This is a genomic window from Moorena sp. SIO3E8, from assembly GCF_010692445.1.
GTDB classification, from domain to species: domain Bacteria; phylum Cyanobacteriota; class Cyanobacteriia; order Cyanobacteriales; family Coleofasciculaceae; genus Moorena; species Moorena bouillonii.
The window spans coordinates 71801-85097 of sequence record NZ_JAAHHM010000020.1; the positions used below are offsets into that span (position 1 = coordinate 71801).

Below are 13297 nucleotides of genomic sequence, written 5' to 3' on the forward strand. Positions count from 1 at the left end.
TTGTTTGACGAGAGTGAAACAATATTGTGATAATTTTTGTTCCCTGTTCCCGACTCCCGACTCCCGACTCCCGACTCCCGACTCCCGACTCCCGACTCCCGACTCCCGACTCCCGACTCCCGACTCCCGACTCCCTACCCCCTACTCCCTTTTCCCATTGCTATACGACCTTCACGTTTAACCCGTAGATGAGATTGCCACAAAGACCAAACTCCAGCCAGATTACCTGTAATTTCCAAGCAGATTAGGGAGATCGGATAATTGCTTGAACCTTTTAGCCGTTCAAAGATGCGCCATAAATGAGCAAGTGGCAATCCCAGCACTATTTGCACCAATCCTCGCCAATCCCCATCTTCTAGTAATGTGGTGAGATTGTAAGCAACATGACCTTTACTGTAGTTGTAAAGCTGACGACGTAGCTCTGCCATTTCAGTACGATGCTTATGCCACACATAAGCGTTTGGCTCATAGACCAGGGTGTAGCCAGCTTTAAGTACTTTATAAAATAAGTAAGTATCTTCACCAACTCCTGAAGGCATACCAGCACCGAGGACTTCATTCATCAGGCCAATCTTGGGATGGCGAAAGATACTGGCACGAAAAGCAACATTAGCCGTTGCTCCTAAGGTCCAAGTTGGTACAGGCTTGTAGAAAAAGGATTCAAACCAATCTCCATTAACCTCCACCTGTTCAAAGCCTCGTCCCAAGCCGCCATAATTTTCAAAACACTGCTGGGCATTGGTTTCCAACTGTAAGGGCAAAACATTACCTGTGACAATCATTACATCCGGTCTAGCAAAAGGAGCGATCAGCTTTTCTAACCAATCTGGTGGTACAGTAACATCATCATCTATCGTAACCACGATATCGCCGGTACTAGCAACAACGCCAACATTGCGAGCATAAGCTGATCCCTGACGGGATTCACTAACTAAAATAACATCAGGAAACTCCGCAACCACTGGTGGAGTCCAACCAGAAGCGGGATGATTATCAACTACAATAATTTCCAATTGTCGAGTAGACTCTTGGGCAACTAGGCTCGACAAACACTTCCGCAAATCTTGGGGTCGGTCATAGGTAGCGATGATAATAGAAACTGGTATAGTATTTGGTAAACAGGTTAGTAAATTAGTCTCTTTATCCTTGGATTTATAGTGATTAGTTAAGATAGATAGTGCTTGATTATGATAGTAATCCCTACTGAAGTTAACGTCTACTTGCAGCAGCTTATGACCAAACTGATTGACAATAACTTCAATTAAGCGATTCTTGCTAATCCCTCGATCAGGGTTAGCAATATCAACGCTACCTAAAAGGTGATCATGCCATTTCACAAAAACTCGTACTGATGAATACTCTTTTACATCAGTTAATGCCTGTAAAGGTTCCCCTAGATCCACAGTCCGCACGGCCATACCTGGATTGGTTTTAATCTTTGGGATTTCTTCCTTAGTCAGAGCAGGAAAAATAGGGTCAGAAAAAATTGGGTAGGGATCACTATCTATATCAACTTCTGTTTCTCGTTCTTGGTTACCGAAAGATTGAGTAATCTCAGCAGCAGTGTGGCGAGCTTTGTGATAGCGAGTTAAACCAGTGAAGCAGCCTTTGAATTCAGCCAGAATTAAATCCCGTGGGAAGCGAGTGGGGTTTTTGAAATCAAGACACAGACGTCTTAAATTCCAATAGACTATCCACCAGAGCAAAAGCAATAAGAAAGACAGAAACTCCTCTGGATAGGCAAAGACGCTACGGATAGCGTAAGAAAACAGACCAATACTGTTATTAGTAATTTGCGTACGCAACTGAGCATAATTCCGTCGATGTCGATGGCGCACTATGGCGCTAGGCTCATAGACCAGAGTATGTCCTTCCTTAAGCACCCGGAAAAACATTTCTAAATCACCACCACCATTAGTGACAGTACCCACATCCAAGGCAGGGTCAAAGAAACCAATATCATCAAAGACTGAGCGGCGATAAGCCATGTTTGCCCCTGTACCGAATTCGCCAGTACCTAGGAGTCTCCAATGGATTTTGTTGCCTCGATTAACCTGATACCATTTACGGCTCATGCCTCGCCCGAAGCCACCATACATTTCAAATAGCACTTGTGTTTCGGTTTCCAATTCATAAGGCACAACTAACCCAGTCACTGCCATAACGTCAGGATGTTTAATAAACACTAGCGCTAATGCTTTTACCCATGCTGAATCAACTACTACATCATCATCAGTATAGGCAATAATGTCTCCTTTAGCTTCAAGAACAGCTCTGTTTCTCGCCCAATCTAAACCCGGACGAGGTTCACAGATATAACGAATATTAGCATAAGTTTCTACCAGTTTTTTTGTGCTATCATTGGTAGGAGCATTATCAACAACGACAATATCTAAGTAAGGATAATCGAGTTGCTTGATAGCGTCTAAACATAAAGCAAGATTAGCAGTGCGATCGCGAGTACAAACCGCAACCGTTACTAACGGCAACTTGCCCTTATACTCCGGTGGTGGCACATCAAACAAATCCTCAAGGCACAAGCTTTCCCGTCCGAGAGGTAAGGATAATCCATTGTACAAAAGACGATTGATAATCGTCTCGCTATGGTCTTCCAGAATACGTTTACTTAAGGTTTGAGCTGTGCAGTGACCATTAGTAATCGGTGCTTTAACATATCCAATTGGCGCACCATGGAAGCGAAGCAGTCCTTGCACTGCCATATAGCCATCCAAACCATCAAGAGTAGTCAGGGGGCGGCTCAACTCAATGTCTACTACTTTGATTGGATAAAGCATAATCGAAAATCTTTTATATCATCAGCAGTGAACGGTGTAATAAATTTCCAAGCAAGAGCTTGAAATATAGACTACCTCGGCGTTTATTTAAATCCGCATAACTGACTGATAAACCCGGTTTATTAACATAATTATCAGATTTAAGCTTAGTGATCATTCTAAATACGCTTTTAATGAACAAGATATACAACCCATAGCGAAAAATAGGCGTAATAAAATCCGCTTTCAAAGCTTGAGATAGCCAAAATAATGTACTGCGATCGCTACTACACTGACTACTTTGTCGTGCCAAATACATATAAAAACTACTCTTAGACAATCGATAAAGTGCTGCGGGAATCTCTGGATGCCTTTGTTCAACGTCACGTAGCATCAAACCATGAGACTTAGCCATTTGGCTGTAGTCGCGAGACATACTACTAACAATCTTGCGATAGCCAATCATAAATTCCGGCACAACAGCAAATTCATAATGTTCTGCAATGCGCAGATAGAGCTCCCAATCCTCACACCCTTGAGCTTGTTGTGCTTTTAATTGACAGTTGTAGCCACCGACGGTTTCAAAACAACAGGCGCGAATCACAGATGCACTAGCATTGCCTAAAAAGTTATGACATACCAGAGTTTTATAAACCTTTCCTTCTATAGTTGAGGCACGGAAATTTCCAGTCAGTGAATTTTCGGCATCAATATCCGCCGACCAAGCATAAACCAACCCTACCGATGGCTCTGTTGCCAAGAAGCGTTTAACTTGCTTTTCTAAATTTTGCGGATACCAAATATCATCAGCATCCAGGGGAGCAATATAATCTCCCTTCGCGTTTTTAATCCCTAAATTACGAGCAGCAGCCACCCCTAAATTTGGTTGTTGTAGTAAAATCACACGCTGATCTTGCTTAGCAATAGATTGAACAATCTCAGCTGTGCGGTCTTGAGAACCGTCATCTACCACTATCACTTCCAGGTTTTTATAGGTCTGAGAAAGAACAGACTGTAATGTGATTTCAATAAACTGCTCTGTATTATAGGCAGGAATAATCACTGAAACCAGTGGTAAGCTATCAACTGTTTTAACAACCGACATTTGATGATTTAAATTTTATATCTATACTTTCCACAGGGATAAACTGAGTTTTTAATTTAGCTATCAGCATTTAGCTATAGCGTTTCTAGGATTTATGAGGTACGCTTTTCAACCTCAAAGTCCCCCTTTATAAGGGGGATTTAGGGGGATCCATTTGTACCTCATGGCATAGAGAATTGCTATATATCAAATGGGCTGACTTCCGCTGACTGCTGATAGCGGATGCCTGACTGCTCAACCTGTAGACACAACCTCTATTACAAGTACAGAGTTACTCAGTCAATTCAGGACTTTTTGAAAAAAAAATCTCTATTGGTGATTATTCGGTAGTTTTGTTAAAGCCAATCAACGAGTTAGTTAAATTTATTATAAACTGATTTTTTTTTCTAAGCTAATGTTATACTATTTGAGGGTATTATTGAGATGCAGAGTAACGATTTAATCTCAAAATCTCAATCAGTAATTGAAGGTATATTCTCTAAAGAATGATTGACTCTGCTAGACTCACTATCTCCGTCATCATCCCCGTATACAATGGAGGCGAAGACTTTCACCAATGTCTTGCCAGACTATCTCAAGCTCAACCCCCTCCCGATCAAGTGATTGTAGTAGCTGATGGCGATACTGATGGCTCATGGCGTATAGCCCAAGATTTTGGAGCCACGGTAATTCGATTGCCCACAGCAGGGGGTCCCGCTAAAGCCCGAAACCTGGGAGCGAAAGCAGCACAGAGCGATATCCTGTTCTTTATAGATGCTGATGTAGCAATCTATCCGGATACTATTGGTCAAGTGGTGAAAATCTTTAACAATGAACCTAATTTAACCGCTTTAATTGGTTCTTATGACGATGCTCCCGGTGCTGCTAATTTCCTTTCCCAGTACAAAAATTTACTCCACCACTACACTCACCAAACTGCATCTGAACAAGCATCTACCTTTTGGGGTGCCTGTGGCGCAATCCGTCGTGACATCTTTCTTGCCATGGGTGGCTTTGAGGAAAATTATCGTCAACCCTGTATTGAAGACATTGAGTTAGGCTATCGACTCAAGGAAAAAGGTTACAGGATTAAGCTGTGTAAGACTCTACGGGTGAAACATCTCAAGCGCTGGGGGATAATTTCTCTGCTTAGAGCTGACTTTTTCTACCGCGCCTTGCCCTGGACTGCCATAATTCTCAAGGTTCGCGACGCAAGTCCAGAAAACTGTCGTGAGTTTATCAGTGACTTGAACCTAAAACTGTCTAGTCGTATTAGTGTGGTGTTGGTCTATGCTCTACTAGGTGCTTTAGTTACAGCTTATTGGTGGTCTAGTGCTCTGATTGCTATTGCTACCTGTGTGTTTAGTCTCGCCCTGCTAGTACTCAACAGACCTGTCTACCAATTCTTTTATCAAAAGCGTGGTCTATTATTCACTATACGAACCGTTCCATGGCACTGGCTGTATTACTTTTACAGCGGACTTGCGTTTGCCATTGGTATAGTTCGTCATTGGTTTAAAAAGTACCTAAAACCTCTGATAGACTTGCCTAATATCTCAGGTTTTAATCATTATTGAAGCCTGATTATTGCGTAATTTTATCAAATAATATTTGAACAATATTATTTGATAAAAGCTGTTTAAATAACGTTAAATATAAGGTTAATTTTTATGGTTAACCTAGAATTGCGATCGCTATGGAATAAAAATCGATATTATCCTACTAATAACTGACCACTAACGCACTCACCACTGACGCACTATTTTTAATCAATGGAACATTATCCCGTAGTGATTACAGGGGCAGGACCGGCTGGTCTTACTGCTGCCTATGACCTGGTTAAACAAGGCATTAAACCTATCGTTCTAGAAAAATCCAATAAAGTCGGTGGTATTGCTCGCACCGAAGTCTACAAAGGCTATCGCTTCGATATTGGTGGTCATCGCTTCTATACCAAAGTAGAAGCAGCGCATCAACGTTGGCAAGAGGTTTTAGGGGAAGATTTTATCAAAGTTCCCCGCATGTCACGGATTTATTACCAGGGAAAATTCTACGACTATCCCCTCTCAATTTTTAACACCCTATCGAATCTAGGGATCATTAACAGTCTGGTTATTTTGCTCAGCTACTTCAAGGCAAAAATCAAGGCAAAATTGCGACCTTGGCATGAACCTGAAACCTTTGAAGAGTGGGTAAGCGATCGCTTTGGTCGTCGTTTATACAGAATCTTTTTTAAAACGTATACGGAGAAAGTTTGGGGCATACCCTGCGATAAAATTCAAGCAGAATGGGCAGCACAGCGTATTCAAAAATTATCTCTAAAACAAGCAATTATCAATGCTTTGTTCGGAAGTCAAAATAGCAAAAGCTTGATTAAGGAATTTGATTACCCCATACTTGGACCAGGGATGATGTGGGAAAAATTTCAGCAAGCAGTAGATAATAAAGGTGGTCAGGTAAGACTGAATACTGTAGTCACTAGTATTCAACGAGATGGTAATCATATCAAAAGTATTACTGCTTTGCAGGATGAAAAAACTATCAGTATCTCTGGAGACCATTTCATCTCTAGTATGCCAGTGACAGCACTGGTTAAAAAACTCGATCCACCTCCCCCACCAGCGGTAATCGAAGCAGCAAAATCTCTATCTTATCGAGCTTTTATTATTGTCGCACTGATTATTGATGCTAAAGATTTATTTCCTGATCAGTGGATTTATATCCATAGTCCAGAGGTGAAAGTGGGTCGCATCCAAAACTTTAAGAATTGGAGTCCAAAAATGGTATCGGATCCTAGCAAAACCTGTCTGGGTTTAGAATACTTCTGTAATGAGGGAGATGAAATCTGGAATCTATCTGAGACCAAATTGCTGGATTTAGCCACCCGTGAATTGGCGAGTTTAGGTCTAGCTGATGCCAAGGCTGTAGAAGATGGTACTGTGTTGCGCCAACCTAAAGCTTACCCAGTTTACGACCGTGATTATCGTCAGCATTTACAAGTGATTCAAGATTTTTTAGCAGACTTTGATAACCTACAAACCATTGGACGTAATGGGATGCATCGCTACAACAATCAAGACCATTCCATGTTAACAGGAATGCTAGCAGTTAAGAATTTACTGGGAGAAAACCATGATCTGTGGCAGGTAAATACTGAACGGTCTTACTATGAAGAATTTACTACAGAAGAGTTAAAGCAAAAACAGGATTCAGTAGAGGACTCAGTTTTTCAGCCTGTATAGGCTATATAGCAATTATACGACTTGTGAGGTACAAATATCTGGGTTTTAGGGAGCAGGGAGCAGGGAGCAGGTAAGAGAAACCCACCCCTAGGGCCTGTTTTCAAACTCGGAGATCCCCCTAAATCCCCCTTAAAAAAGGGGGACTTTGAGTATGGCTCCCCCCTTTTTTAAGGGGGGCTGGGGGGGATCATAATCTTGCGGAAAACTTTGAAAACACGCCCTAACCCCTCCCAGGAGGGGAAGGCAAGAGCCAATAGTCAAACAGTTATGTGTACCTCATGAGTCCTATAAACGCTATAGCGTTTGTATTTGAGATGTAAACCTGTATAGTCTTTTTTTTACTGTCCAATAAAACTGAGGATCTCTTTCCCCTTTTGCCTCTTGCCGTCTTGATGCAGTCGCTCATGGGGGAAACCCCCAAGACCGCGCTGCATCGCTCTTGCCTCTTGCCTTTTTCGGCAATTCGTGTGTTTACAACCCAGATACAAATGCTATATAGGCATGTTCTACTTCATCACGACTTGGAATTTTCTACTTATTCCTTGCTACTTGATCGGAACTGCTGTACTGAATGTACTCCAAGCGGATTCCTTTAAACGAGTTAGCGATCGCATTATTGCAGCAGTGTGGTTGGGCATCGTTGTGCTGTCCATTGCACTGCTAGCAACCTCCTTAGTATTTCCCCTCAATTCCTGGGTAGGCTGGTGTACCGCTGCTAGTCTGAGTTTATTGTCTCTGACATCACAACCTACCCGGGATGAAATTACTAATCTATTTTTCATGGTGTTTCCCAACTTAGCTTTGGGATTGTTGACCTTAGAATTTGGTGTCGCAGCATTCACCAGCCGACAAGTCACTTGGCTTGACACAGGTCTCTATCACTATGGAGCGATCCGATGGTTGTCCGAGTATGGAGCAGTGCCAGGTATCGCCCTGCTCCTTCAGCAGCTTGGTTTTACCTCATCGTGGTTTGCTCTCGCTGCTCCGTTTAACCCTCCAATTTTGGATGCTCAAGTTAGTGCCATCACCAATGGCTTTGCCTTTCTTCTCGCAATAGTACACTTTCTGATTGCTTTACCTCAACTATTTACCAATCAAGCACAGCTCAGTGACTGGTTTATCGTCATCTGCTCATTAATTCTACTCCCTCTCCTAGCTCTATCCAGTTTAATGTCAGATATTCTGGTATCTCCATCACCAGATATCCCAGTAATTTTGCTGACCGTAATCATCGCTTGGGCAATGTTAATCATTGCTCACCATCGCTCATCATCCGTAACTCAGGATGAAAATTATAGTTTTAAAAATAAATTTAATAATAAATTTTACGATCAATTTATCCCACTAATTTTAGCAGCGGGAGCTGTAACTATAAAGCTTACTTGTCTACCTATATTATTAATATCAGTTATTTTTTATAGTGTTTTCAGTAGGTTTTGTATAAAACGACTAGTGATAGGTGCTGTCATCACTAGTTTACTCTTATCACCCATGTTCGCTGTCAATATCGTCACCTCTGGTTGCCCACTTTTTCCATCATCATTCTTATGTCTGGATTTACCTTGGTCTTGGACAGCAGAAGAAGCTAAAGCAGTTGCTGAGAACACTCAAGTTTGGGGAATTTGGTTTGACTCAGCTCCACCAAATATTCCTCCCTGGCTTTGGTTATTTGGGATTTGGTTGATTAATAGTACTCTAAATCAAATCGCTACTGTAATAATTTTAATTTCAATTTTCTTGACTATCTCTATTCTCAGAACATCAATCAATCATCGCCTCTGGAGTTTGATGTGGGTATTAGGATTAGCTATTTCGGGAACGGTATTTTTGATGCTCTATGCTCCCGTAATCAGATTTGGAATAGGATATATAATTCTTATACCTGGTTTATATATTACTATTATTTTTAATAAAAAGTTTGGCAATTTTAATTTCCTAATTACAAAAAAAATACAGCCATCCAAATCATGGATAATTCCTCCAGATTTTAGGATAACTAGTTATTTAGCATTAGCGGTTATCACCTTAGCTATTGTTCTAAATCAAAAAATGTCCTATCGACTGATTCTCCCTCCCCAAATGATGACGTCATATTTAGAAAAAAAACAAGTTAATGGTATTAATTATTTTTCTCCACCAGATATCTCTCCAGAAGACCATGAGCTATGCTGGTCTGCTAAACTACCTTGTGCCTTTGAAATAGAAGATAATATCCAACTTCGCGATCCAAACCGTGGTATTAAAGGTGGTTTTATAAAAGTAAAAAGGGAACAGGGAACAGGGAACAGGGAACAGGGAGTAGGGAGTAGGGAGTAGAGAGTAGGGAATAGCAATGGGCTGCATCAATATAGGGAATCAACGCAAAAGAATATTGTACCTCATAACTGCGATAAACGCTATCAGCTTATGCGCTACGCGCAAGCTACGCGAACAGCTTATGGGCAAGCTACTTGAGGTGCTATCGGCTAAAGGCTGACTGCTGACCGCTGACTGCTGAATCCTTACACAACACCAATATCCTCATTCCAAAGTTTAGAGTTATTCAGAATAAAGTCTTGCATTAATTGATAGCAACTATCGTCATTTAAAACCTCAACAATCACACCTCTAGAACGGAGTAATTCTTCCTCACCTAAGAAAGTTTTGTTTTCCCCAATCACAACATGAGGGATCTTGTACAACAAAATCGCGCCAGTACACATACTACATGGGGATAATGTAGTGTAAAAAACGACATCTTGATAAAAAGAAGCAGGTTGAGAGCCAATATCCTCAAGAGCATCCATCTCGCCATGAAGGATTACACTACCTTTTTGGACTCTCCTGTTGTGTCCACGCCCTACAATTTCACCACCCTTAACAACAACTGAACCGATCGGTATTCCTCCCTCTTGGAAACCCATCTCAGCCTCTTTAAATGCTGCTAGCATAAACTGATTCACCATTCCACCTCATCACTCTGAGCTACTGCATCTTGGCTATATATTAGGGCAAAAAATCCCCTTTAAATCGATGGCTAGCAAACATTTGAGACGACGTAAGCATATGCGCTACGCGAACAGCTATTAGCCGTTGGCTATTGCCAAGGAGTTTTGTTGAGACTTTCAATGCTCATTAATCGTAAGCATTCAGCCGTGAGCCTTTGGCTCACGCTACTTGAGGTGCCGTCAGCCGTCAGCTAAAAGCTCACGCTATGGAACCGTCAGCTGATTTAACAGAGATTAAACCAATGCTTACTTGTTTGATTCAAAAGCACCTCAAGTAGCGCATTAGCTGATAGCTGATACGCGACACGCTGATAGCTGAATGCTTACCATTAATCTATCAAGATTAAATTCTCTCGTGCCCGTAGCGTGGCGATAGGTCTGGATAGATTTATTTTAAGCTGACCGCTGACCGCTGACCGCTGACCGCTGACCGCTGACCGCTGACCGCTGACCGCTGACCGCTGACCGCTGACCGCTTATCTAGTTTCTAGAGGATCCTGGTAATAATAATCGAAAAAAAATCTGTGTAAATCATTACTATTTAAACCCCTATAAGTATAACAAATCTAACTATAGTAAACAGTTATATAAAAATATTAATTTTTATTAAAAATATAGCTTTTTTAATTTTTAATATGATAAACAAATATTCAATCAATTGATTAATGTAAAGTTTTATTTCAATAAGCTCTGCTATCAATAAGCTGTGTTTGAATAGGTAAGAGAGTTCACTAGTAATATAAGGAAACTTAGATAACACAGACTTATAAAACGACTTGAACTATAAACTGTTGATGTTGCTTCTTGTCTAGGATTAGGAGAGTCAAGGAGACCAAACTGTAAGGGTGCAGTGTTTTAGATTTGAGGGAATTACAAGCCTTATGGCTTGGGATAAATATTTCAATTAATACAGTTTTGGACAGTCAGATTAAGTTGTTAAATAAACTTGGATTGCTATAGATATAGCAGAGAAAAGGAATGGGATGCTCTCAAAGAGCCGCTATGGGAACGCAAAGAAACTGGACAGACTACACCATTAAGGTAGGTTACCGAATCAGGAAGATTCCAGACTACAGCATCAGAGCGATCGCCCAGCCCTCGCACCAGCCCTAATCCTGCCAAAACAAAATTTTTAATTATGACATACTACATGTGTTCATATATTACATTATGAAATGCACAAAATGTAGTTTATTAAATTCAGTTTAATATCCACTTAAAAGTCAACTTAAATGTTGACATCAAAGCACGATGAGTTATCTTAGAACAGGCAATTGTGGGTAGCCATTTTTACTATGACTATTTCGTTGTTAGAGACGGTAAATCCTCTAATCGCTATGGTGGATGACGCCCAGTTGAGGCAGTCATTGACTCAAGCTTTCTGTGAAGCAACGGAGGCAGTAAGCAAGATTGATAATTTCTTTGCACTGGTTCCTACCCATCGTTGCTCCAAGTCATTTCTGGCTCATTTCTTTAACTCCTGGAAGGCGACTCACCTTAAGATGTTAGCGATCTATGGTCTATCTTGTCGCTTACAACGGCTGGCTTTCGCAAATTCCTCTTCAGTACGGGAACAGTTATTCATGGCGGGAGCCTTCAACGCTGAGACCAGTTATGAAGACCTCGGTTTAGACTATGGCGGTCAAACCCATGCTGAGCTTTATCACCGTTTGGCTGGGGGGTTTTTGGATGACGCTTCCTGGCAATTAGACCAGTATTGCTTACCGAAAGCCAGAGAGTTTAAACAATGGATTTATCAGAACATGGTGGTCAATGATATTCCCAAGGGATTGTTCACCAATATGTTTTCTGAGATCTATAACCACGGTGAGTATAGCATTGCCCTAAAGGCTTTTAGTGATCTCATTGATCGTCATTACTCCTTTTCTGCTGCAGAAAAAGAGCAAGCTTTGACCTATATCCACGCTCATGTGGCTGATGAGACGGAAGTGGATCACTTTTTGGTTGTGGTCAAAGCCTTGAATGCCTATTGTCAAGCCACAAACACATCTATTGATTACCAACAGGCTCAGAACTTATTTGTAGAATATTTGACTCGTTTAGGTAGTGTAATGGTAGACTTGACTAACATGATGACTCAATAAATTCATGCCAACGAATCCCTTATCTGCGCGTCTTAACCCAGAGCATCAGTACTGTTTTGAAACAGCTCAACAGGCGATTACGGCAATCCCAGCCTATCGACGAAGATTAGCTGACATTGCTAAGGTTCACTTGGACTTGGGAGAAGTGATTACCGATCAAGACTATCCCACAGAGGTGATGGTACTCCGGCCTCGGGACACCAAAGCTCCCCCCTTACTCTTAATTGGAGGGATGGGTCCAATACCGGGAGTATCGGGATTTGAGCAAGCCTGTGAAATATTTGATGATACGAGAGAAATTGTGTTATTACAGGCCTGTGCGCTGCCAAGTCGAACAGCAGTCATGACCTTAAAAAGGCAAGCTGGCAGCAAAACCTTGGTCAAAACCTTGGCCGAAGAGGAGTTAGTGGCGATGCTAGAGATGGCAATTCAAGTGGGAGTTGCACAATGTTATACACGCAATACTCCAATCCAAGTGATTGTCCTGTGTAATGCTGCCCATTACTTCCTTCCTTTTGCGTGGCAGAGGCTGCTGAACAATCATCCCCAGATTGCCATTAAACTCCAGTGGATTTCGTTAATTGAATCTGTGGTGAAGCATCTCACAGATGGGAATTGGCACCGACCGTTACTCCTATGCACCAGTGCCACGCGATGGGGACAGGTTTACGCCGATCCCCTTCAGGCCAATGGCATTGAGCTGATCGAACCAAGTGATGCTTTGCAGTTAACCCTGATGGACTGCATTTATCAGGGGGTAAAAGCCTCTAATCCTGATTTGACCTGTGAATTAGGGGAACGCTTCTTTGTTGACCTGCTCAAAACCCAACCCGACCCGGACTGTATCATCCCAGGCTGTAGCGAAATTCCCTGTTTGCTGGAGTCGCTGCAAGGAACAAGTAAAGGGGCAGTGCAGCAGTTTTTGTCGGCGCTCGAGGTGATTAATCCGGTTCAACTTGCTTTGAACCGTGCTGCTGAAACCCTTCAGCCGATGGCAGCAATTAAACTGAGCATCTAACGAGACAGGTTCTATCTTTTAACAGATCAGTCCAAACCACATTAGCTCAAATACTTAAGCTCAAACACTTAGCTCAAACACCTAAGC

At 41.8% G+C, this 13297-nt stretch carries 10 protein-coding genes; 6 read left to right on the forward strand and 4 right to left on the reverse strand.

The window, feature by feature from the left end; translation table 11 throughout:
• The first annotated feature begins 4 nt into the window (after positions 1–4).
• Complete coding sequence (locus F6K46_RS10960; protein WP_293056102.1) at positions 5–181, forward strand: hypothetical protein; 177 nt, start codon at positions 5–7, stop codon at positions 179–181.
• Here F6K46_RS10960 and F6K46_RS10965 read toward each other — a convergent pair.
• Together F6K46_RS10965 and F6K46_RS10970 are read right to left on the reverse strand one after the other, a co-directional pair.
• Entirely contained in the window at positions 135–2795 is a 2661-nt protein-coding gene (locus F6K46_RS10965) for a glycosyltransferase (RefSeq protein WP_293056104.1), read from the reverse strand. The genes F6K46_RS10960 and F6K46_RS10965 overlap by 47 nt on opposite strands.
• A gap of 13 nt (positions 2796–2808) precedes the next feature.
• Entirely contained in the window at positions 2809–3879 is a 1071-nt protein-coding gene (locus F6K46_RS10970) for a glycosyltransferase family 2 protein (protein ID WP_293056106.1), read from the reverse strand.
• Positions 3880–4364: 485 nt separating this feature from the next.
• Here F6K46_RS10970 and F6K46_RS10975 point away from each other — a divergent pair, with 485 nt between their 5' ends.
• The 3 genes from F6K46_RS10975 (at position 4365) to F6K46_RS10985 (ending at position 9416) form a co-directional block, all read left to right on the forward strand.
• The gene (locus F6K46_RS10975) at positions 4365–5435 is read left to right on the forward strand and encodes a glycosyltransferase (protein ID WP_070392802.1); all 1071 of its coding nucleotides are present in this window, start codon (positions 4365–4367) and stop codon (positions 5433–5435) included.
• 195 nt (positions 5436–5630) lie between these two features.
• Positions 5631–7100, forward strand: a complete 1470-nt coding sequence (locus F6K46_RS10980; protein ID WP_293056114.1) for an NAD(P)/FAD-dependent oxidoreductase — start codon at positions 5631–5633, stop codon at positions 7098–7100.
• 501 nt (positions 7101–7601) lie between these two features.
• The gene (locus F6K46_RS10985; RefSeq protein ID WP_293056117.1) at positions 7602–9416 is read left to right on the forward strand and encodes a hypothetical protein; all 1815 of its coding nucleotides are present in this window, start codon (positions 7602–7604) and stop codon (positions 9414–9416) included.
• Between the two features lie 185 nt (positions 9417–9601).
• On the opposite strand, the gene F6K46_RS10990 is transcribed toward F6K46_RS10985, so the two are convergent.
• Both F6K46_RS10990 and F6K46_RS10995 read right to left on the reverse strand, forming a co-directional pair.
• Positions 9602–10045: a nucleoside deaminase gene (locus F6K46_RS10990; protein WP_293056120.1), complete on the reverse strand. Its 444-nt coding sequence runs from the start codon at positions 10043–10045 to the stop codon at positions 9602–9604.
• A 996-nt stretch (positions 10046–11041) separates the two neighbouring features.
• Complete coding sequence (locus F6K46_RS10995; RefSeq protein WP_293117007.1) at positions 11042–11209, reverse strand: hypothetical protein; 168 nt, start codon at positions 11207–11209, stop codon at positions 11042–11044.
• Between the two features lie 173 nt (positions 11210–11382).
• On the opposite strand from F6K46_RS10995, the gene F6K46_RS11000 reads away from it, so the two are divergent.
• A complete protein-coding gene (locus F6K46_RS11000) occupies positions 11383–12192 on the forward strand; it encodes a hypothetical protein (RefSeq protein ID WP_293056130.1) in 810 nt (269 codons plus the stop codon).
• Between the two features lie 4 nt (positions 12193–12196).
• The gene (locus F6K46_RS11005; RefSeq protein ID WP_293056134.1) at positions 12197–13210 is read left to right on the forward strand and encodes an aspartate/glutamate racemase family protein; all 1014 of its coding nucleotides are present in this window, start codon (positions 12197–12199) and stop codon (positions 13208–13210) included.
• Positions 13211–13297 lie beyond the last annotated feature (87 nt).

Excerpts from the sequence above, each read along its gene's own strand:
- F6K46_RS10965 (WP_293056104.1), bottom strand. The coding sequence starts at position 2,795 with ATGCTTTATCCAATCAAAGTAGTAGACATTGAGTTGAGCCGCCCCCTG.
- F6K46_RS10970 (WP_293056106.1), bottom strand. The coding sequence starts at position 3,879 with ATGTCGGTTGTTAAAACAGTTGATAGCTTACCACTGGTTTCAGTGATT.
- F6K46_RS10975 (WP_070392802.1), top strand. The coding sequence starts at position 4,365 with ATGATTGACTCTGCTAGACTCACTATCTCCGTCATCATCCCCGTATAC.
- F6K46_RS10980 (WP_293056114.1), top strand. The coding sequence starts at position 5,631 with ATGGAACATTATCCCGTAGTGATTACAGGGGCAGGACCGGCTGGTCTT.
- F6K46_RS10985 (WP_293056117.1), top strand. The coding sequence starts at position 7,602 with ATGTTCTACTTCATCACGACTTGGAATTTTCTACTTATTCCTTGCTAC.
- F6K46_RS10990 (WP_293056120.1), bottom strand. The coding sequence starts at position 10,045 with ATGGTGAATCAGTTTATGCTAGCAGCATTTAAAGAGGCTGAGATGGGT.
- F6K46_RS11000 (WP_293056130.1), top strand. The coding sequence starts at position 11,383 with ATGACTATTTCGTTGTTAGAGACGGTAAATCCTCTAATCGCTATGGTG.
- F6K46_RS11005 (WP_293056134.1), top strand. The coding sequence starts at position 12,197 with ATGCCAACGAATCCCTTATCTGCGCGTCTTAACCCAGAGCATCAGTAC.